This is a genomic window from Serratia proteamaculans (assembly GCF_946227095.1).
Classification (GTDB): Bacteria; Pseudomonadota; Gammaproteobacteria; order Enterobacterales; family Enterobacteriaceae; genus Serratia; species Serratia proteamaculans_E.
Genome location: NZ_CAMISV010000004.1, coordinates 257,478 through 278,710, shown reverse-complemented (window position 1 = coordinate 278,710; position 21,233 = coordinate 257,478). Strand labels below are relative to the sequence as shown.

Genomic DNA, 21,233 nt, shown 5'->3' with positions numbered 1-21,233 from the left:
GAGTTTTTCGTGGTTAGTAAGGAAGGTGCCGGAACCGTCTGCTCAGACAGCGTTTAGCCCTAAAAAATCCACAATCTGGGGGAAGTAATGCTCGAAACCGACGAAGGCGTGGTTTCCACCCGACTCCACCGTCTGTCGGCACGCGGTGTAATAGGCGACCGCTTGCCCATAATCGAGAATTTCATCGCCCGTTTGTTGCAGCAACCAGATTAAATCCGGTGACTCCAAGGGATCGATCTGCATCGTTTTCAGATCGTAAACGTGACGAGACTCTAACACATATTGCTGGCCGGTGTAGGGGTTCTCGTTTTTGCCAAGGTAGTCAATCAGCAGTTCAAACGGCTTCACGGCAGGGTTAACCACTACTGCTGGCAGTGAAAAACACTGCGAAAGCCAGGTTGCGTAGTACCCGCCCAGTGAGGAGCCGACCACGCCTATCGTCTGCCCGGCTCGCTCCATCACCATGTTCTCGATCATTTCGGCCGCCTCCGCCGGGAACACCGGCAGTTGGGGCACCAGAACTTCGATATGCGGATGATGTTCGGCCAGCCACGCTTTGAAAGAGGTTGCCTTGGCCGAGAACGGTGAACTGTTAAAACCGTGCAGATAGAGCAGTGTCGAAGGCATCAGTACCCATCCGAATCCATGTCGGGGCGGAAATCATCGTTTTCCAGGCGGAAAACCTGCGTCTCGACGCGGCCATCCGGCAGCAAATCAAGATAGCGCCAGCCGGGTGAAACTTCGTCGATGGTAAAATTGGTACAATGCGGTTTGAACTGCACGCAGGTGGACGGCGATGCCAGCAGGCGTCGGCCCTGCCACTCCAGATCCAGCTCCTGGTGAATATGCCCGCACAGCAGGGTATTCACTTTCGGGTAGCGCAACAGCACCGCGCCCAGCGTATGCGGGTTGCGCAGGCTGTGTTGATCGAGCCAGGTGCAACCGGACGGCAGCGGATGATGGTGCAGCAGCATTAGGGTATAGCGCTCGGGATAGGCTTGCAGGCAGCGCTCCATCCACTCGAGCTGATATTCGCTCAACTCACCGTGCGGTACGCCGAAGACCTGGCTGTCCAGCAACAGCACCTGCCAGTGATCGCCCACCAGCACCTGTTTTGACGGGGCAATCCCGGCGTCGGCCAGTGCATCGACCATCGCCGGCTGAAAATCATGGTTGCCCGGCAGCCAAACGCAAGGCGCCGGCAACCGCGCAATACCTTCGGCAAAATGCCGGTAGGCAGCCAATGAATGATCCTGTGCCAAATCACCGGTGGCGACGACCAGATCAAAATCACGCTGCTGCGCCAGGATAGCGTCCAACACCGCGTGATAGCTGCGATAGGTATTGATGCCAAGCAACGTCTCATTTTCGCCGGCAAAAAGGTGGGTATCTGTTATTTGCAGGATCCTGACCCTGGCCCCACTTGCCACGGTCGGTTTAAACAGGCTTTCCAAATGGTGTCCTTTGTTATCTCAGTCTGTCTAACAAACCGGAACCGCCATTGCTCCATGCGCCAAACAGTAGCGCAACCAATCAGCAAGAAACTGGTTAATTTGATGCTTTTCGTCGCGTTGATGCAACTTTTTGTTGGGATAATCATAACGTGCTTTAAAGCGATAGATCTGCTGACTTGAACACACTTCCGCAACCATCGCGTCATGATACAGCCGCACCGTCATCGCAGGCAGGCTCCAGTAGCTGACTGCCGGGGCGGTCTGCTCTATCTGCACCAACGAGGTATAGCGGGTGGATTCAATAATGGTCAGACGATAACTGGCGCCGTTCACCTGATAAGTCACCGTTTCACCCACTTCATCATTACGTGGCAACAAGCGGCGTAATTGCGCGAAGTTGGTTTCGCACAATCTCATCATTTCGGGGAAATCAGGGGTATAGCGCTGTTTCATTAATTGGCCCACTCTTTTCTTAACGATTCATGGTGCAACGCCAGCCACTGCAATGCAATCACTGATGCCGCGTTATCAATCGCACCCTCTTCAACCCAACGGTAAGCCTGTTCGCGGCTGACCACATGGACCCGGATATCTTCATGCTCTTCTTCCAGTCCATGGATGCCTTCCGCCGTAGTCGCGTCCACTTCGCCCACCATAATTGACAAGCGCTCACTGGTGCCGCCAGGGCTGGCCAGGTAGCTCAACACCGGCTTGCAACGTCCGACCACGACGCCGGCCTCTTCCTGCGCTTCACGGCGGCACACGTCTTCAACACTCTCGCCGGTTTCGATCATGCCTGCCACCATTTCCAGCAGCCAGGGTGATCTACTGGTATCGACCGCAGCGATCCGCAGTTGTTCAATCAGCACCACCTCGTCGCGCACCGGGTCATAGGGTAGCAACACCGCAGCATGCCCGCGCTCGAAAATTTCGCGTTTAATTTCGGGGCTCATGTCACCGTTGAACAAGCGGTGGCGAAAACGATATAAATTGAGTGAAAAAAAACCACGATAAAGCGTCTCACGTGCAATAATTTCTACATCATTTTCATCAAGAGTAACGGGCGACGGTTGCGAGTGGCTCATAAGTGAATTCTCCTGCGTGAGTATGCCGATAAAATAAACAGTTTTGATGACAGAAACGGCGGGATAATCTTCCGCGGCTTTATGATAGATTGTGAGCCATGATATCAGGTGTGACGTAAGCGACCAGTTGAACTAAGGTAAACAGGCGGCCTGAAAGGTAAAAGTTACGCGCGATGGCACATTCAGCCAACTCAGGCGTACAACAGACTCTGCTAGAATCGGCAACTATTTCGTCTATCGTCAGCGCTAACATAGCAATATTGCTGCACAACAAGGAATGCAAATGAAGAAACTGCTCCCCCTTCTTATCGGACTGAGCCTGGGCGGCTTCAGTGCAATGAGCCAGGCAGAGAACCTGCTGCAGGTCTACAAACAGGCCAGGGAAAGTAACCCGGATCTGCGCAAAACCGCCGCTGACCGTGACGCCGCATTCGAAAAAATCAACGAAGCACGCAGCCCGCTGCTGCCGCAGTTGGGTTTGAGCGCCGGTTACAATTACAATAATGGCTATCGTGACAGCAATGGCGTCAACAGCAATGTGTCTAGTGCTTCACTTGGCCTGACCCAAACTATCTTCGATATGTCTAAATGGCGTGCGCTGACGCTGCAGGAAAAAACCGCCGGTATTTCCGACGTAACTTTTCAAACCGCCGCGCAAACGCTGATCCTCAACACTGCCACCGCCTATTTTAACGTGTTGAGCGCCATTGATACGCTGTCCTACACCCAGGCGAACAAGCAAGCGGTTTACCGTACCCTGGACCAGACTACCCAACGCTTTAACGTGGGCCTGGTAGCGATCACCGACGTGCAGAACGCCCGTTCGTCCTACGATACCGTGCTGGCAGCCGAAGTCACCGCCCGTAACAACCTGGATAACGCGCTGGAATCTCTGCGCCAGGTGACCGGCACCTTCTACCCGGAACTGGCATCACTGAATACCAACGCCTTTAATACCAAGCGTCCGGAAGCGGTGAACAACCTGCTGAAAGAAGCTGAAAGTCGCAACCTGAGCCTGCTCTCAGCCCGTCTGAGCCAGGATCTGGCCCGTGAGCAAATCCGCTCGGCGCAAACCGGCTATATGCCAACGGTTAATCTGAATGCTTCAACCGGTATTACCAATACCCGTTACAACGGGTCGGCAACTACCGACAGCCTCGGCTCCACCCGGTACAACAACTCGGATGCCGGTCAAAACCAGGTTGGTGTATCGCTGAGTTTACCACTGTACAGTGGCGGCCAGACCAACTCGCAGGTGCAACAGGCGCAGTACAACTTCGTCGGCGCCAGTGAGCAACTGGAAAGCGCCCACCGCAGCGTAGTGCAGACCGTGCGTTCTTCGTTCAATAACGTGAATGCCTCGATCAGCAGCATCAACGCCTATCAACAAGCGGTAGTGTCTGCCCAGAGTTCATTGGATGCGACCGAGGCCGGTTACCAGGTCGGTACCCGTACCATCGTCGATGTGCTGGATGCCACCAGTACGCTGTATAACGCCAAGCAACAGCTCTCCAGCGCGCGTTATACCTACCTGATCAACCAACTGAACATCAAGTCGGCGCTCGGTACCCTGAACGAGAACGACCTGATGATGCTGAACGGTGCATTGGGCAAACCGATTTCTACTTCGCAAGACGTGGTAGCACCGCAGACCACCGCCCAGGACGCTTACGCTGAAGGCTATAACGGCAACGCCCCTGCGCCGCAGACCTCCGCGCCAGTTGCTGCGGCACCGGTTGCCACCCGCGCTTCTGCGCCGGCGACTACCACCACGACTCAGCCTGCACGCAACAGCGGTAACCCATTCCGCAATTGATGGGTGTACGACGCTGAATACGGGGTCCGGCTTCTGCCGCACCCCGTTTTTTTTGCCTGGTCGTCGCCGCCTCGCTGCTCAAATACAGACAGAGTTAGGATAGGTTTACTCGAGCAGGAAAGTGCGAGAACAGGCGTAGGTTGATATACGCCTGGGTAATGGACATGACTAAAAACAGGACAATATTTAGATAAGCTGCAGGAGTGCTTTCATATAGCCCATCGCATAGGCCATACCGGCATGCCATGGCGCTTCACAGCTCATCTGTGGCGAATGATCGGGGATCAGTACGCCTTCAAATTTACACTCTTTGAGAATGCGCAACACCTTCGGCATATCGATATCACCTTCATCAATAAAGGTTTCATGGTAGTAAGGCACCTTACCTTTAACATTGCGAAAATGCAGGTAGGCAATAGCTCCTTGTTGCGCATAACGTTCCACGGCCTGATAAACATCTCCCTCTGACATTTCCGCAATAGTGCCAAGGCAGAATTCCAGCGCATTCGAGTGACTGGGTTGCAAATCCAGTAGCTTTTGATACAAATGCGGCTGATTCACCAACCGTGGCTGCCCGCGAACAAACTCTATCGGTGGGTCGTCAGGATGTGCAGCCAGCCTGACGCCCGCTTCTTCGGCTACGGGAACAATCTGTGCAAGGAACCACTCCAGACGCTGCCAAAGCTGTTCCGTCGTCGTCGCTTCTCTCAGTCCCGTCGCCTGTTCATCAACCACCATATTCCATGCCATGCTGGCCGGTAGCGGACTTTCTGTTTGCTCATTCAGTCCGTTTAACCCTACGGTTTTAGCCCCGCCACGCGCCTTGTTTTCCTCTATTCGTCCCGCGACGCCAGCCAAACTGAAGTTATAACCAAAAACAGGAATACCTGCAGCACCGACATTGCGAATAATTTGCTTAACCGTTTCTATCTGCTGATCTTTTTTCGGTCCATCAAACAATATGTGATCCCAGTGACAAGGATCGAAGTTTTCAATAGCAAAAAAAGTCAGGTCAAATTTTTCCATGCGGGCACGGATATCGAGAAGTTCTTCCGTGCTCCAGATCTCCGCCTGCGCTGTCCCCCATCCCTGGGTATCACCCACAGGTTGATTCGAGCGAGAGAAGCGATCATTTCGATGAAAGTAGTCCACCATATGCACCACGATATGGGTAGCGCCGCACTGGCGAGCAAAGGCAAAATGCTCATCATCCAGCATGTGTCTGTACAGACCAAAGCCCAGTTTCATAACGTTATCTCCTGAAGAACAAGACCATTTTTATTCATGACCGATTACAGATACGTACTTTGTATCCTTTAGTCGTAAGGGTTTAACAAAAATCGCTACGCTAATGGCTCCCAGTACCGCTACGCCCCCCGCGATGAAAAACGCGGTGTTGTAGGCCCCGGTCCATTGAATAATGTATCCGGTGACAATGGGGCCCAAGATGCCCGCTACGTTAGCGGTTGCGTGCACTACGCCACCCACAGCCCCCATGTTTTTACGGGCGACGGTATCCTGCAAAATCCCCCAGTAAGTGGTGGCTGACAGATAAAGAAAGAAGATCCCGCAGGCCATCAGAGTCACGGCGCTCGTTGCGCTGGAAACATTACCGACACAGATAACAAAAATGGCTGACGCACCAAGACAGACGACCAGGACGATTTTGCGTGATAGCAACGGATTACCCGTTTTACGGACCAGGCAATCGCACAGGTATCCGCCCAGCGCCATCCCGATGGAACCAAGCAACCACGGGATCACGCTGACGATACTCATGTCCTTCAAACTAAGGTGCTGAGAGGTCGACAAATAGCTGGGGAACCAGGAAAGAAAGAAAAACAGGATGTAGTTCAGGCCAAAGAAGGCGAAGGCCGTAGCCAGGATGGTGGGCTGTTTAATGTAGAAAGAGAGTGGAAGCGATGATTCGTCGATCTCTTCGTCGTCACCCTGTTGCCCCTGCTGAATCAACGCCAGCTCTTCCGGGCTAATTGAGGGATGCTGCTCCGGGCGGTCTTTGGCAATTTTTAACCAAAAAGCCAGCCAGACAAAACCAAGTAGCGCAATGGCAACAAACGCCATTCTCCAGCCAATAACCAGGACCAGCGTTCCCATTATCGATCCGGCAACGGCACCACCCAATGGGTTGCCGGCAGTGGCTACACCGATGGCGCTGCCGATTTCACGACGCGGAAACCAATTGTTGACCATTTTATTCAGCGTGGCCGCAAAGGGGCCTTCTCCTGCACCGAACAAAACACGAATAACCAGCATAGAAGCAAATCCCATAGCCAGACCGATCAACCCACAAAAGAACGACCAAAACGCCATACTGACTGCGAACACCAGTTTGGGTCCAAATCGATCCGAGGCATAACCACCGATAAAATTGAACAGTGCATAGCCGATGGAGAAACTGCTAAAAATAATACCCAGTTCACCGGGGGTGAGTTGTAAGTCATTGGCAAACATCGGCGCTGCAATGGCGAACGCCGAACGATCCATGTAGTTAATCGCTCCCCCCAGAGAAAGTAAAAAAACAATATTCCAGCGTTTACTTTTAAACATTGTCATGTCCTCGTATTCTGGAAACAGAAAGTGGGTTACATCACGCCAAAGCGATGATAGGCCTCAACAGCCCCCATTCCCTGGGCAATGGCATCGCGAACTTTGTTTTCCATTGCCTTTTTCTCCAGAGCCAACCCAATAACCTCCTGTTCAACCCTGGCAGGGATCACCAGCACGCCCTCTTCATCCGCCACCACCATGTCGCCCGGAGCAATCAACACGCCATCTATATTTACCGGAACACGGTAGTCGAGTACCTTGCCGCGTACTTTCTGATCCTGGGCATAATTTCCGCGAGAGAAAACCGGGAAATCCAACGCCAAAATTTCATGTTTATCTCTGGAATAACCGTTCAGAATGGCGCCGGCCGCCTTAAGATGGTTGGCGCGCGTAGACATTAATCCTCCCCACAGGGCGTACGTCGGCGATGACCCGCTGGCAATATAAACTTCGTTTTCCATCAGACTATCCAAAGCTTCGAACATCACACCAAAAGCTTTGTCTCCCAGCGGACCCTGGCTTTTCGTGCCTGGGAAGGTGGCGTAGTCCGCCTCCAAAACCGGCATTGCCCTTCCGGCAATACGCATGTGATCTGCCAAGGGTTGCAATCGCGGATGCAGGAACTGGTGGTGTAATCCCATTTCATCCAGGATATCGCCCAGTAACGCAGTCGATAAATTTTCTTTAATATTATCAAACAGTTTTTTTTCAGTTGAAGCCATATCCCGTTCCTCTTTATCAGTACAAGTTAACATGTCATACTGTCTACCTGTCAGACAGGTTAGAGGAAATAAAAACAACGGAAAAGCATCAGATCCCGGCGATGTGATCTTCATCGCGAATATGGCAACAGCAAACCATTGATAAGGAAAACGATTAGTCGATAACATATTGATCCATTGGCATTTAAACTTTTCTGATACTGTAGACACCGCCAGATCGTCGATAAACGACTCCAGAGAGCAGCACAATGAGCATGATTAAATCAGTAATTGAGAAAAGCACCCTTTCAGAGCAGGTAAGGAATTACCTGCTCAATCTCATTACCACCAACAAGCTGGAGCCGGGTGCGAAAGTTCCTAGTGAGAAGCAACTGATTGAAACGCTTGGGGTGAGTCGCGGCGTCGTACGTGAGGCGTTCCAGGCCCTGTCCATCTTGGGTATTTTGGATATCAGCAGCGGCAAACATCCCAGAGTGCAGACCGTCAACTCCTCAGCACTGGAGACCATTTTCAACTATTCCATGGTGACCCGACAGATTTCTACCGGTGAGATACTGGAGTTACGCAGAACCCTGGAGGTGCAGTGTGCAGCATTGGCAGCCCGGCACGGTTCGGAAGATGACTTCTCCAGGCTACGTATGGAAATGGAAAATTTACGTCATGTCTTTGGCGACCATCAGCAGTTCATTATCCACGATACGCAGTTTCATTTGATCCTGGCAGAAGCATCGGGGAACCCGATCTATGCGTTGTTGTTACAAGCTTTGCGTGCGTCACTGGAAAATTCAATCGCGGCCGGTTTACAGGCCCACGATATCAACGATCGCCGTGAAAAGATCATCAGCGTACACCAGGCTATTTTAGAAAAAGTGTGCCTGCGCGACGAAGCCGGCGCCAGAGAAGCGATGGAGGATCATTTTGATTCGGCGATAAATGCCCTGATCGTTCAGAAATGACACGCCGCCTCACAGCCCTTCCCCCGCCCTGGGGTGGTATCATCACGGCTATCGTTTTATCTCGTGTGGATGGGATCCGATGGAGAACACCTCAAGCTGGCAACGCCTGATCGAAGGCGAGCTGCCCCCCGCGCAACGCCCTGCGCCGGCAATTTATGCCTCCTGGTTGCGCTGCCGCAGCCTGATGCAGCCCGCGGTGTGGAAAGCGCCCCACTGCGCGCTCGGTGCCACCTTTAATTCCATCTGCCAGCGTAAGAACGACCTGCTAACACTCGGTCAGGCGGCGCTGGAAGACGCCTGCGAATACATGGAACAGCGCCGTTGCCTGCTGATGATCCTCGACGAAAGCGGCTGCATGTTGTGGCTGTGCGGCGATGCCCCGACGCGCGAACGCCTGCAGCTATTGGGGTTTACCCCCGGCGCTTATTGGGCCGAGGGGGACATTGGTACCAATGCACCTTCATTGGCAGTGGCCGAGGGCCACCCGATGCAGGTGCGCGGCAGCGAACATGTGCGCCAGGCATTGCACGACTGGTCATTCTGCGCCACGCCGGTCTACGACAACAGCGGTCGTCAACGCGGTTCGATTGCGCTGGGCTGCCGGTTGGCCGACTGCGCCGCCGGCGATCTGTCACTGACGCTGGCGCTGGCACGCGAGATCGGCAACTCCCTGAACGCCGACAGCCTGCTGGCGGAGTCCAACCGCCACCTGAACCAGCTTTACGGCCTGCTCGACGGGGTGGATGACGGCGTTATGGCCTGGGACCATCGCGGTTACCTGCAGTACATCAATCAGCGCGCCGCTTCCTTGCTGAAGCTGGATGAGCAACAAAGCCAGGGCAAAGCGCTGACCCAGTTGCTGACGCTGCCCGCCCTGCTCAACCGCGCCATCGCCCAGCGGCAGCCGTTGCAGCACGTTGAGGTCACCTTTGAAAGCCAGCGGCAGTTTATCGCGACGCTGTTAACCCTCAAGCCGATCTTCGACGGTGAGCGCTGCAGCTTTATCGCCCTGCTGCATCCGCTCGAGCGGCTGCGCCAGTATGTCAGCAGCCAATTGGGGCGCGTCAGCCACAGTTTTGAACAGATGCCTTCCGCCTCGCTGGAGATGCGCCGGTTGATCCGTTATGGCCAGCAAGCCGCGAAGGGGCAGCACCCGATCCTGCTGTGCGGCGAAGAAGGCGTCGGCAAGGAGTTACTCAGCCAAGCGATCCACAACGCCAGCGACCGCGCAGCCGGGCCTTATATCGCCCTCAACTGCCAGCTGATGCCGGAAGCGCAGGGGTTGCGTGAACTACTGGGCAGCGATGCCAACGAGGAAGAAGCGGGCCAACTCAGCAAGTTTGAACTGGCCAACGGCGGCACGCTGTACCTGGAACAAATCGAGTATTTACCGGCGGAGATGCAGTCGGCGCTGCTGCAGGTGCTGAAAACCGGCGTGGTGATGCGGCTCAACTCCAACCGGGTGATCCCGGTCGATGTGCGGGTGATCGCCAGCAGCGCCGCCGATCTGCCGCTGTTGGTGCAACAGAATCGTTTTCGCCGTCAGCTGTTTTACAGCCTGCAGGCGTTCGAGATCCAGATCCCCTCGCTGCGCCAGCGACTAAGCGATATTCCGCTGCTGGTGAAGCACCATCTGCGCACGCTGGAACAGCATTTTCAGTGCCGTTTCCGGGTGGATGACGAAGTGATGGCCCAACTCGGATTGTATCTGTGGCCCGGCAACGATCTGGAACTGAAGGGGGTGGTGGAGCGCACCGCGATGATGTGTCACGGCCACCACCTGCAACTGGCGGATTTGCCCGAGCACCTGCTCAGCCACCAGCCGCTGCTGGAAAGTGAACCGCAACCGGGCATGCCGCTGTTGACGCTGGCGGAGGTGGAACGCCAGGCGATCATTCGCGCGGCCAACGTCAGCCGCGGACAGTTGAACGAGATGGCGCAGTTGCTAGGCATTGGCCGCACCACGCTGTGGCGGAAAATCAAACAGTATCAGATAGATATCCGCCAGTTTAAGCTGCGCGCCTGAGGGCGCGCCATCAGTGGCTGAGTTGCAGCACATTGCAGCACACCACGCGCCGCGTCCAGCATCGCTTTCTGGCCGTTGCGGGTTTTGCTCATGCAGTCGTTCATGCCCACCACCATCGGCATCCCCATGGCTTTCGCCAGGATCGCACTGTGCGACAGCGCATTGCCACCGCTCAGGCAGATGCCGAGCACCAGACGACGGTCGAGCATCACCACGTCTGACGGCATCAGTTCGTCCATCACCAGAATGGACGGCGCGGTCAGCGTAATCACCGGCAACGGCTGCTGTTGCAGATGACTCAGGGTGCGGCGCAGCATATCGCGCACGTCCAGCTCACGCGCCCGCATATATTCATCGTCCAGTTCACGATACTCCCCGGCAATGGCTTCCATCTCCTGCCGCCAGGCCTGCTCGGCACTGCATTGCTGCCGGGCGATGCGGGTATAGGCCGCCTGCTGCAGATCCGGGTCGTCCAGCAGCATACTGTGAGCACCGAAGATTGCCGCCTGCGGTTTGCCAATCAACGAGCCGGTGCGCTCTGCCAACCGGTTCAGATCGCTCAGCGTGTGCTGCAATGCCTGGCGTAACCGCTGTTGTTCGTTCAGTACGTCGTCTGCGCCAATAGTACGTTCGACCACCGTCGGCCAGAAGCTAATCGCCTGCCACACCGGGCCACTGGTCACGCTTTCGGCCACCGGAATACCGTGTAATGAAGGCAAACTCTGCTCGGAAACCGTTTCACCAAAGTGCTGCTCTGCCAGCGCGCTAAACGCCGCCAGTGCCTGATCGGCCTGCGGCCCGTCGGCAATCAGCCGGATGGTGTCGCCATGGCGCACCAGCAAAAGCGCAAGCTGGTTAAGGCTGCGCGGATTGGCGCACTGGCCCTGCTTTTCCAGCACCAATTCGGCATCGAACGGTGCCAAGGCTTCCGCCAGTCGGGCGGCCGGGCGAGCATGCAGACCATGCGGGTTCTGCACCGTCCAACTGACACTTTTCCCCTGCGTCAGCGGCAACTCAACGCTTTTGGCCACCGGCGTGGCAACTTCGCCCAACTGCGCCTGCTTGGCCTGCAACGCACCCTGTGCTTCTGCCAGTACCTGTTCCAACCCCGCTCCGGCATTGGCGGCCACCACCGCGGCCAGCGTCCCTTCGACCAACGGTGCCGAGCACAGCTTCACCCTGCCGGCCAACGACGGATCCAGCAGATCGATCGCGGTTTCGGCACTCAGCAGCGCACTGCCCAAATCCATCAACACCACAATGCCCGCACCGTCAGCCACCGACTCAATGGCTTCCATCACTTTGATTGCATCGGTGCCTATCGGATGATCCGCATCATCGACACCCGCCGCCAACACCAGTTTACAGCCGTCGCCGCGCATCATCTGCAACGCCAGCTCTTCAACCCCGCGCGCCAATAGCGCACTGTGTGAAACTACAACGATATTGATCATCTCGCCTCCTGCTATTGGCCGGCGACCGCTGCCAGCGTTTTCATCATCAACATCACCGAGGTGGCACCCGGATCCTGATGACCGATGCTGCGTTCACCCAGGTAACTGGCCCGCCCTTTGCGCGCCTGCATGGTAATGGTGCTTTCAACCGCCTGCTCCGCCCGCTCACTGGCGCGCTGCAGAGCCTCCGCCACGCTTAACTGCTGCTGAGCCGACTGGCCGAGGCTTTCCACTACCGCCCACCAGGCATCGCACATGGTTTTATCACCCGGCTCCGCCTTACCGCGCATCACCACGCCTTCGACGCCCTCTTGCATCATTTGGTGCAGTTCCGCCAGATCCAGGCTCTGTTTGGCGTTGGCCGACTGTGCGGCACGGATAAAGAAGGTGCCGAACAGCGGACCACTGGCTCCCCCTACACTGGACAGCAGCGTCATACCGGTATTCTTCAGAATAAAGCCGATGTCTTTATCCGCCACCGAAGGCAGCTTTTCCACCACCTTGTTGAAGCCGCGGTTCATGTTCAGCCCATGATCGGAATCACCGATCTCGGTATCCAGCCGGGTTAGAAAATCGCGCTGCTGGGTAAACACCTCTCCACAGCGCATCAGCCAGTCGACCACTTGTTGTTTGGTTAACGCCATGATTCCTCCTCAGCAGCCCCAACGCAGCGCAGGTGTTTTCACCGGCGCATCCCACAAGGACAACAGTTCGTCGTCCACTTTCAGCAGCGTGATCGAGACCCCTTGCATGTCCAGCGACGTGCAGTAAGAGCCCACCAGGCTACGCTCAACGATCATTCCCGCCTCGGCGCAACGCTCCGCCAGCCGGTGATAAACGCCATACAGCTCGGACAGCGGCGTCGCCCCCAGGTTGTTCACCAGTGCGATCACCCGGTCGCCACGCGTAAGCGGCTGTTTGGTCTGTACTTCATCGCGCCATTCACCCTGCTGACGATCCCAGACGCGGACAGTGCGCTGATAGTGACCATGGTCGATCAGGGTATGGAACATGTCGTCCACTGCCGCATTAAGGGTGGTGAACGGGCGTCGCGCAATGCCTGGTTCGCCGTGAATGCCAACGCCGAATTCCATCTCGTTTTCCGCCAGCACGAACGAAGGTTTACCGGCCGCCGGCACGGTACAGGCACCCAGTGCGATACCGATCGAATGCCCGTGATTATTGATACTGTGCCCCAGCGTCACGATGCTATCCAAGTCATCGCCGCGTGCCGTTGCCGCACCGAGCAGTTTCTCCATCAGCACGGTATTGGCCACCCCGCGTCGCCCGGCGGTGAACAGGCTGTCTTTCACCGCCACATCATCGTCCACCAGCACTGTCGCCACCTGGGTTCCGCTGTCGTGCAGCAGTTCGGTCGCGGTTTCAAAGTTCAAGATGTCGCCGGTGTAGTTTTTAATGATCAACAGCACCCCGGCACCGCCGTCGATCGCCTGGCCGCACTCGTACATTTTATCCGGCGTGGGCGAGGTGAAAATCTCCCCCGGGCAGGCGCCGTCGAGCATGCCTTCGCCGACAAAACCGCAGTGCATCGGTTCGTGGCCGCTGCCGCCACCGGACAGGATCGCCACCTTGCCCGGGACCGGCGCATCAGCGCGGGTGACAAATACCGGCTCCTGATGCACCAACAACTCTGGGTGAGCCTCTGCCAGCCCCAGCAGTTGCTCTTCCAGTACCGACTCAACTTTATTGATCAGTTTTTTCACGGTTATTTCCTCGTTTGGCCGACGGGACGCAGCCTGCTGCGCCCCTGCGGTATCAGCTTGAGTGTTGTTGCAGCCAGGCGTTGCCCAGCCGATCTGCCGTCAAAATGGCTGCCTGTACGCTAGAAGGCGTGACCTCGAACGGCATGTTGTGGATGGTTTCACCGGCCGCGCAGCTGGCTTCGGCCACCGCCATGATTTTCGCTGCCGGATCGCCGCTCACGCCCATTTGCGCCAGCGTGATTGGCAGGCCGAGACGCTGGCAGAAATCCAGCACCGTTTCGATCTGTTCCATGCTGCTGTTTTGCAGCACCAGCTGTGACAGCGTGCCAAACGCCACTTTCTCGCCGTGGTACAGGTGATGGCACTCTTCCAGTACGGTGAAACCGTTGTGGATAGCGTGCGCGCCCGCCAGGCCACTGCTTTCAAAACCGATGCCGCTCAGATAAGTATTGGCCTCGATAATGCGCTCGACCGCCTCCGTCACCACCCCGGCCTCAACCGCCAGCTTGGCTTTAACGCCCTCCGCCAGCAGCGTCTCATAACACAACCGCGCCAGACTCAGCGCCGCCAGCGTGGATTTGCCGCCCGCCATGCTGGTCGCCTGAGCATCGAAACAGGCCTGTGCTTCGAAATAGGTCGAAAGTGCATCGCCCATCCCCGCCACCAGCAGCCGCACCGGTGCCTTGGCGATAATCGCGCTGTCCATCACCACCATGTCCGGGTTGCGTGGGTAAATCAGGTATTCGGCAAATTCGCCCTGTTCGGTGTAAATCACCGACAGCGCACTGGTGGGAGCATCGGTAGACGCAATGGTCGGGATCAACACCACCGGCAAATGCTGGTAATGCGCGATGGCCTTGGCGGTGTCCAGTGTTTTACCGCCGCCGACACCAATCACACCGTGGCAACCATGAGCCTTCAGCTCCAGGCCCAGTCGGTCGATTTCCTTATGGCAGCATTCGCCGTTGAACACACAGGCGTGATACTTCACTCCGTGCTGATGCAGGCTGCCCATCAGGGTATCGCCCGTCAGCTTCATTACGAAGTCGTCGGCAATCACGAAATAATGGTCGGCAAGCGCTTTAGCGTATTCGCCCACGGCGGCCAATGCGTTGGCGCCCTGGATGTACTTGCCTGGAGACTGGATGATTCTCAACATAACCGGATCCTTGTAGGGAAATTGGCGATGGTAACGTTCAGATATCAGGTGATAGATGCGTCGGTCTTGTGCCGTCGCGTTGTTATGAACTGACTATAGGGCTTGCCAGACGCTTTAGGTTCTTCGGCTTTTTCGTTTCATTATGGAACATTACTTCCATCACGACGTTCCATAATGAAACTATGACGCGGCTTTTTTAGCCGGTAAAGCGAACTGGCGCACAGCCTAACGTATAGCTGCGTAAAGAGTGGATTCTGTGGGCATTTCAGCTTTAATTTTGACCATCTTTCCCCTATCCTTACCGCCATTACTGGGAATGGGCGAATAACAGCCCGACTGATGGGATGAATGACGATGAAACGGACAAAAAACATCAACCGAGAGACGTTCCGCAAATCCTGGCGCGACTACCGCGTTGCGCCCGTAGCTTTGGCGATCAGCGCAGTCTTTATGCTGGCCGGCTGCGAGAAGAGCGATGAAACGGTCTCTATGTATCAGAATGCCGACGACTGTTCGCGCACTAACCCTTCGATGAGCGAGCAGTGCACCACCGCTTATAACAACGCCCTGAAAGAAGCCGAAAAAACCGCGCCAAAATACGCCACCCGTGAAGACTGTGTCGCCGAGTTCGGTGAAGCACAGTGTACACAGGCATCCGCCCCGGCACAGGCCGGCATGGCCGCTGAGTCGCAGAGCAGTGGCAGCATGTGGATGCCGCTGATGGCGGGTTACATGATGGGCCGCATGATGGGCGGCTCCGGCTTTGCTCAGCAGCCGCTGTTCACCTCTAAAAACGCAGCCAGCCCGGCCAACGGCAAATTCGTTGATGCCTCCGGCAAGAGCTATGGCCCGGCGACCGCGGGCGGCCGCACCATGACGGTGCCAAAAACTGCGATGGCCCCTAAGCCGGCCGTCACCAATACCGTCACTCGCGGCGGCTTTGGCGAATCCGTTGCCAAGCAGACCAGCATGCAGCGCAGCAGCGCAACATCCAGCTCACGCAGCATGGGCGGTTAATGCATGAAACGCGTTGCGATTACCGAGCGCCCGGACTGGCGCGAAAAAGCCACCGAATTTGGCTTCCGCTTCCACACCATGTATGGCGAGCCGTACTGGTGTGAGGATGCTTATTACCAATTCACGCTGGCGCAGATTGAAGAAATTGAAAACGCCACCGCCGAATTGCACCAGATGTGCCTGCAGGTGGTAGAGAAAGTGGTCAGCAGCGATGCGTTGATGACCAAGTTCCGCATCCCGAAACACACTTGGGAGTTCGTGCGCAGCTCATGGCGCACCAGCCAGCCGTCACTGTATTCACGTCTTGATCTGGCCTACGACGGTATCAATCCGCCCAAGCTGCTGGAAAACAACGCCGATACCCCGACCTCGCTGTACGAAGCGGCCTTTTTCCAATGGCTGTGGCTGGAAGACCAGATCAACGCCGGCAATCTCAGCCCGGAGTCCGATCAGTACAACAGCCTGCAGGAAAAACTGATCGAGCGCTTCGCCGAGCTGAAAGCACAACACGGTTTCGGCCTGCTGCACCTGGCCTGTTGCCAGGACAGTGAGGAAGACCGCGGTACCGTGCAATACCTGCAGGACTGCGCGCTGGAAGCCGGCGTACCGACAGAATTCCTGTTTATGGAAGAGATTGGTCTGGGCGAAAAGGGCCAGTTTACCGACCTGCAAAATCAGGTTATCGGTAATCTGTTCAAGCTATACCCGTGGGAGTTTATGCTGCGCGAGATGTTTTCCACCAAGCTGGAAGATGCCGGCGTGCGCTGGCTGGAGCCGGCGTGGAAAAGCATTATCTCCAATAAGGCCCTGCTGCCGATGCTGTGGGAAATGTTCCCGGATCACCCGAATCTGCTGGCCTCTTACTTTGCAGAAGACGATCATCCGCAGCTCGATCACTACGTCACCAAGCCGCTTTTCTCACGCGAAGGCGCCAATATCCAGATCGTGCAGAACGGTCAGGAAGTCGCGCGCGTTGATGGCCCTTACGGCGAAGAAGGCATGATCGTACAGCAGTTCCACCCACTGCCACAGTTCGAAGGCAGCTATACGCTGATCGGCAGTTGGCTGGTCGACGATCAACCTTGCGGCATCGGTCTGCGCGAAGATCGCGAGCTGATCACCCAGGATCTGTCGCGTTTCTACCCGCACATCATCCTCGGTTAACGATTAAATTGGTTGATATCAAGCGCGATAATATCGCGCTTTTTTTATGCTTTTCGGCTGGTGATTAATCGATTAACCTTTTATACTCGAAGCGTCTGTTCTCCTCGGGCGGAGCAACCAGATATGAAACTGACGTCCATTATTCCACCACAGGTCAACCTGGCCGACGGATGTTTTACCGCACCTGATATTCAACGTAAATCTACGACCCTGGGCAGTCTGGCGGGGATCTTTGCCGATCCTGCCGCATGGCGAGCGATGCCGGCAGAACTTGCCGTCTATCAGGTCGAAATGCTGCCTTCCGAGCTACAGGAAGGTGAGCTGTTTGTGGGCACCACTCACCTGCAGCCTGGCCGTGTGGGTAACGAATTCTTTATGACCCGTGGGCATTTTCATCAGCGCCCCGAACAGGCAGAGTTCTATTTTGGTCTACGTGGCCAGGGTCTGCTGTTGCTGCAACACCGGGACGGGGCTTGTACGTTGGAACAGGTTGCCCCCGGCAGCGTTCACCATATCCCTTCGTTTACCGCTCACCGCCTGATTAACACAGGTACTGAGGTGCTGTCCGCCCTGGCGGTCTGGCCAACGGTGGCAGGGCACAACTACGACGCACTGCAGCCGCAGGGATTCAAACTGCGGGTCTTTGCCGATGGCAGCGGTTGGAAAGCGGAGGCGCAATATGAGTGACTCGATGCTGCAATTTGGCCTTGATGTGCGCATTAGCGACAACCCGATGGGATTTGGTTATGGCGATGAGGTGATTGGGCCATTGCCGGAAATACGGACGCTGGAACAAATCCGCCTATCCTTACGCGATCCTGGCTGCAATGGACCAGAACAGGTCTACGCCATTGCGATGGACGTCGCCAAATCGCAGCATTTGGCAGAATTGAAGAAGCGCATGTTGCTGTTCGGCATTGTCACCTATGCCAAGGGCCAGTTAGGTCAGGAGCCAGTGCGCAGCCAGGGCCATGTACACCGCATCAGCGTACACAGCGGCTGGTCACCGCCGGAGCTGTACGAGATCTGGCAAGGTAAGGCCATTATTTACATGCAAGAACGGGTGGAACGTGAGCCGGGACGTTGCTTTGCCGTCCATGCCGGCCCCGGTGAAAAGGTATTGGTACCGCCAGGGTGGGCTCACGCCACCATTTCCGCCGATCCCAACCAGCCGCTGACCTTCGCCGCCTGGTGCGATCGTGAATATGGCTTTGAATACGATGCAGTACGTGAATACAAAGGGCTGGCCTGGTACCCGCTATTGCAGGGCAACCATATTATCTGGCAACAGAATCCACGATATCAATCCGGCAGGCTGCACGCCATCGGACCACGCCAATACCACGAGTTCGGTCTGAGCAATGCCCCCTTATACTCACAGTTTGAGGCCGATCCAGCACGCTTTCAGTTCATTTCCAAACCGGGCAGCGTAGCGGAAAAATGGCAACGATTTGAGCCGTGAAAGAGAACGGGGCGAATATATTCGCCCCCTACGTGTAACTCAGGATAGCTTAAGAGAACAAACCGCAGGCCACCCCTGCCGCCGCCAATACCAATAGCCCGAGCATTGCTTTCACCGGTGAAAGCCCGCGCTTGGCCATCAGGTACCAGGTCGCCAGCACCACGATCAACGGCATCAGGTTAGGGAAAATACCGTCCAGCATTTGCTGCAGGTGAATATTCACCCCGTCTTTGGTGACAAACTCCAGGCCTGTCCCCAGCTTGACGTAGCTCGCCGCTACGCCGCCCATGACGAACACCCCCAGCAGGGAAAGTGCTTCCCGCAGGCGTGAGGACTTGCTGCTGACCAGCATCTCCACCGAGCCGGAGCCCATGTTGTAGCCTTTCATAAACAGCCAGTAAGACCCTGGAATGACGATCAGGCTGAAGGCGATGATGTAAAACAGCGGGCCAATCACACTGCCACCGGCCGCCAGCGCCATGCCGATACTCAGCAAAATCGGGATCAACATGCCCGGTACCATCGAGTCGCCAATACCGGCCACCGGCCCCATCAACCCCACCTTGAGCGTGTTAATGGTTTCCCCGTCTATCGGCTCACCGTTGGCGCGTTTTTCTTCCAGCCCTATCACCATGCCGTTAACAATCGCGCCCAGCTGTGGTTCGGTATTGTAAAACGAGGTATGGCGGCGAATGGCCTCAATACGCTGCTGTTTGTCCTGATACAGTTTTTTCAACGCCGGCATCATACTCAGACAGAAACCGTAAGACTCCAGACGTTCAAAGCTCATCGATGACAGGTTGTACATCATCCAACTGCGCCAGCAACGACGCAGATCCTGCTTATTCAATTTTGGTGTTGGCGTATCCATCAGAATTCATCCTCATCATCAGCCTGAGGCGCGGCCTGTGCGGCGGCCACCTGCGGCTCTGGCTTATAGTTGTAGTGAATCAGTGCCAGCAGCGCGCCGACAATCACCAGCGCCACCATATTCAGCTTGAGGAAAACAATGCAGATAAACCCCACCAGGAAGTAAATCAGCATGCTGTAGCTTTTAATAATCTGTTTGAGAAGAATGGCGATGCCGACCGCAGGCAGAATGCCGCCCACCACGTTCATGGTGGTCAACACCAGCGCCGGCAGGCTGTCCATAAAGGCGTTGATGTAGCGCGCCCCGAAAAACACCGCGATAAACGTCGGAATAAAACGCAGCAGGAAGTTGGTGACCTGCGGCCAGATGGCGCTATTGAGGTAAATCCCCCGTTCATCACCGCGCTCTACCGCCAAATCTGCACGGTGATTCCAGTAAGAATTGAGCACCATCATGGCGTTGAACAACACGGTCCCCATGATGCCGATAGTCGCCGCCAGTGCGACCGCCACCTCGGTTCCTTTCCCGGAGAGAATACCCAACGCAATCGCCGGGAACGCTACAAAGTTGAGATCGGCCGGCATCGATCCGCCCGGTGTGACCATAGCGATATACACCGCCTGGACCGCAACACCGATGATGATACCGGTCTGTACATCGCCGAGAATAGCCCCCACCAGCATGCCGGAGACCAGCGGACGACTGAGAATATACCAGCCTCCGGTCAGTCCCAGCAGCCAGGGGCTGCTCAGCGCGCCGAGATAGCAAAGTATCCCGATAAGCGTCGCTTCAAACCACATAGTTGACTCCTGCCGTTCAGGCTTATTTGAGTTTCTTTTTTGCGTCCAGCCAACTGAAATGGCTGGCATCAGGGACTAAACGAAATTCGATGGCATGTCCGTGTTCAGCAAGAAAATCGAAGGCCTCTGCCTCTACCGCGCTCACTGATTGATTCGGGCCGATGGTCACCGTGTCCTTGCGGGCAGACATCGGCCCAACGTTGATTTTCTTGTTACGATTACTGAGGTCGATCCCGGCCTCTATCAGCCGGCGCAGCGTGACCGGTGATTTACCGATCACAAAGTATTGCTTGTCGCTGGCGATCACCTTCGGCAGTTTTTCTATCGCCTGTTGCACGGTAAACAGCCACACCCTGGTGTCTTGCACTGCCCCCTTCATCACCGATGACAGCAGTGGATCCGCCGCTACCTCATCATCGATCGCCACAATGCCGTCGCAGGGCAATTCCTTCGCCCAACGGGTCACCAGTTGACCGTGAATAACCCGGTCGTCGATACGAACAAATGAAATGGCCATATTCTCTCCTCAGAAATCGTCTGGTTGTGCCGTTACCGCTGGACGAGCAAGGGAAATCGCCTCACCCCCCAGCGCCACCAGCTCCTGTGCCGCCTGTTGAACCTCCTTTCCCTCCAGTAATTCGGCACTCATTAACAACATCGGGAAATTCACGCCGGTTACCACGGCCATCGGCACCGACGTTTGGGGATCAAATGCGTGGCGACAGGCCACGTTATAAGGCGTGCCACACAGCATGTCGCACAGCACCAGCACACCGTCTGCCCCCGCGCTTACCCGCTGCAATTCGTCGGCAAAATCCTGTTTAAAAGCTTCGATTCCGGCCCCTTCGCTCAGGGCCACATGGCTGGTTCCCGGCAGTTCACCGTAAACCATACGTGCGCTGCTCATCAGCGCCTCGGCCAGCGGGCCATGGGAGGTCACTATCACTTTCAACAT

The 21,233-nt window shown here is 55.9% G+C and carries 21 protein-coding genes and 1 pseudogene; 7 read left to right on the top strand and 15 right to left on the bottom strand.

Annotation, left to right across the window (positions count from 1 at the left end):
• Positions 1-42 precede the first annotated feature (42 nt).
• From yqiA to nudF, 4 genes are read right to left on the bottom strand one after another with little or no spacing between them, the layout of a single operon-like run.
• Positions 43-627: an esterase YqiA gene (gene yqiA, locus OC597_RS10415; protein WP_099063276.1), complete on the bottom strand. Its 585-nt coding sequence runs from the start codon at positions 625-627 to the stop codon at positions 43-45.
• Positions 627-1,454, bottom strand: coding sequence for a 3',5'-cyclic-AMP phosphodiesterase (gene cpdA, locus OC597_RS10410; protein ID WP_261143230.1), 828 nt, complete (start codon positions 1,452-1,454; stop codon positions 627-629). Before cpdA ends, yqiA begins: the two co-directional genes overlap by 1 nt.
• A gap of 27 nt (positions 1,455-1,481) precedes the next feature.
• Entirely contained in the window at positions 1,482-1,907 is a 426-nt protein-coding gene (locus OC597_RS10405; protein WP_085119263.1) for a DUF1249 family protein, read from the bottom strand.
• The gene (gene nudF, locus OC597_RS10400; RefSeq protein ID WP_261257664.1) at positions 1,907-2,539 is read right to left on the bottom strand and encodes an ADP-ribose diphosphatase; all 633 of its coding nucleotides are present in this window, start codon (positions 2,537-2,539) and stop codon (positions 1,907-1,909) included. The genes OC597_RS10405 and nudF overlap by 1 nt, the downstream gene beginning before the upstream one ends.
• 283 nt (positions 2,540-2,822) lie before the next feature.
• Between nudF and tolC the strand changes: the two genes are divergently transcribed.
• Positions 2,823-4,355 carry an outer membrane channel protein TolC gene (gene tolC, locus OC597_RS10395; RefSeq protein WP_261257666.1) on the top strand — a complete coding sequence of 511 codons (1,533 nt, stop codon included), beginning with the start codon at positions 2,823-2,825 and terminating at the stop codon, positions 4,353-4,355.
• Between the two features lie 186 nt (positions 4,356-4,541).
• Here tolC and OC597_RS10390 read toward each other — a convergent pair whose 3' ends face one another.
• Genes OC597_RS10390 through OC597_RS10380 form a run of 3 tightly spaced genes read right to left on the bottom strand, consistent with a single transcriptional unit; the run spans position 4,542 to position 7,813 of the window.
• Entirely contained in the window at positions 4,542-5,603 is a 1,062-nt protein-coding gene (locus tag OC597_RS10390) for a mannonate dehydratase (protein ID WP_261463340.1), read from the bottom strand.
• A gap of 30 nt (positions 5,604-5,633) precedes the next feature.
• On the bottom strand, positions 5,634-6,923 hold the full coding sequence (locus OC597_RS10385) for an MFS transporter (protein ID WP_261285320.1): 1,290 nt from the start codon (positions 6,921-6,923) through the stop codon (positions 5,634-5,636).
• A gap of 35 nt (positions 6,924-6,958) precedes the next feature.
• The gene (locus OC597_RS10380) at positions 6,959-7,813 is read right to left on the bottom strand and encodes an RraA family protein (RefSeq protein ID WP_262208626.1); all 855 of its coding nucleotides are present in this window, start codon (positions 7,811-7,813) and stop codon (positions 6,959-6,961) included.
• Between the two features lie 80 nt (positions 7,814-7,893).
• Between OC597_RS10380 and OC597_RS10375 the strand changes: the two genes are divergently transcribed.
• On the top strand, positions 7,894-8,601 hold the full coding sequence (locus tag OC597_RS10375) for a FadR/GntR family transcriptional regulator (protein WP_261285322.1): 708 nt from the start codon (positions 7,894-7,896) through the stop codon (positions 8,599-8,601).
• 79 nt (positions 8,602-8,680) lie between these two features.
• Positions 8,681-10,627 carry a dihydroxyacetone kinase operon transcriptional regulator DhaR gene (dhaR, locus tag OC597_RS10370; protein ID WP_262208624.1) on the top strand — a complete coding sequence of 649 codons (1,947 nt, stop codon included), beginning with the start codon at positions 8,681-8,683 and terminating at the stop codon, positions 10,625-10,627.
• Between the two features lie 32 nt (positions 10,628-10,659).
• Here the strand turns inward: dhaR and dhaM are convergent.
• The 4 genes and pseudogenes from dhaM to OC597_RS10350 all read right to left on the bottom strand — a co-directional run.
• Positions 10,660-12,081 (bottom strand): annotated as a pseudogene (dhaM, locus tag OC597_RS10365) (dihydroxyacetone kinase phosphoryl donor subunit DhaM); the annotation flags it as partial.
• An 11-nt stretch (positions 12,082-12,092) separates the two neighbouring features.
• On the bottom strand, positions 12,093-12,725 hold the full coding sequence (gene dhaL, locus OC597_RS10360) for a dihydroxyacetone kinase subunit DhaL (RefSeq protein WP_085119270.1): 633 nt from the start codon (positions 12,723-12,725) through the stop codon (positions 12,093-12,095).
• A 9-nt stretch (positions 12,726-12,734) separates the two neighbouring features.
• Entirely contained in the window at positions 12,735-13,805 is a 1,071-nt protein-coding gene (gene dhaK / locus OC597_RS10355) for a dihydroxyacetone kinase subunit DhaK (protein WP_262208621.1), read from the bottom strand.
• Between the two features lie 52 nt (positions 13,806-13,857).
• Positions 13,858-14,964, bottom strand: coding sequence for a glycerol dehydrogenase (locus tag OC597_RS10350; RefSeq protein ID WP_262208619.1), 1,107 nt, complete (start codon positions 14,962-14,964; stop codon positions 13,858-13,860).
• A gap of 354 nt (positions 14,965-15,318) precedes the next feature.
• On the opposite strand from OC597_RS10350, the gene OC597_RS10345 reads away from it, so the two are divergent.
• The 4 genes from OC597_RS10345 to OC597_RS10330 all read left to right on the top strand — a co-directional run bounded on the left by OC597_RS10345 (position 15,319) and on the right by OC597_RS10330 (position 18,607).
• Positions 15,319-15,981 (top strand): DUF1190 family protein, encoded by a 663-nt coding sequence (locus tag OC597_RS10345; protein WP_099063268.1) that lies wholly within the window; start codon positions 15,319-15,321, stop codon positions 15,979-15,981.
• 3 nt (positions 15,982-15,984) lie between these two features.
• Positions 15,985-17,145, top strand: coding sequence for a glutathionylspermidine synthase family protein (locus tag OC597_RS10340; RefSeq protein WP_099063267.1), 1,161 nt, complete (start codon positions 15,985-15,987; stop codon positions 17,143-17,145).
• A 123-nt stretch (positions 17,146-17,268) separates the two neighbouring features.
• Positions 17,269-17,832: a glucose-6-phosphate isomerase gene (locus tag OC597_RS10335; RefSeq protein ID WP_262208616.1), complete on the top strand. Its 564-nt coding sequence runs from the start codon at positions 17,269-17,271 to the stop codon at positions 17,830-17,832.
• Positions 17,825-18,607 carry a glucose-6-phosphate isomerase family protein gene (locus tag OC597_RS10330; RefSeq protein ID WP_262208614.1) on the top strand — a complete coding sequence of 261 codons (783 nt, stop codon included), beginning with the start codon at positions 17,825-17,827 and terminating at the stop codon, positions 18,605-18,607. Before OC597_RS10335 ends, OC597_RS10330 begins: the two co-directional genes overlap by 8 nt.
• A 49-nt stretch (positions 18,608-18,656) precedes the next feature.
• On the opposite strand, the gene OC597_RS10325 is transcribed toward OC597_RS10330, so the two are convergent.
• The 4 genes from OC597_RS10325 to OC597_RS10310 are packed head-to-tail and all read right to left on the bottom strand — an operon-like array spanning position 18,657 to position 21,233.
• A complete protein-coding gene (locus OC597_RS10325) occupies positions 18,657-19,478 on the bottom strand; it encodes a PTS system mannose/fructose/sorbose family transporter subunit IID (RefSeq protein ID WP_261257683.1) in 822 nt (273 codons plus the stop codon).
• Complete coding sequence (locus OC597_RS10320; RefSeq protein WP_085119282.1) at positions 19,478-20,278, bottom strand: PTS mannose/fructose/sorbose/N-acetylgalactosamine transporter subunit IIC; 801 nt, start codon at positions 20,276-20,278, stop codon at positions 19,478-19,480. The genes OC597_RS10325 and OC597_RS10320 overlap by 1 nt, the downstream gene beginning before the upstream one ends.
• Positions 20,279-20,300: 22 nt before the next feature.
• Entirely contained in the window at positions 20,301-20,795 is a 495-nt protein-coding gene (locus OC597_RS10315; protein ID WP_261285329.1) for a PTS sugar transporter subunit IIB, read from the bottom strand.
• Between the two features lie 9 nt (positions 20,796-20,804).
• Positions 20,805-21,233, bottom strand: a complete 429-nt coding sequence (locus OC597_RS10310; protein ID WP_261285330.1) for a PTS sugar transporter subunit IIA — start codon at positions 21,231-21,233, stop codon at positions 20,805-20,807.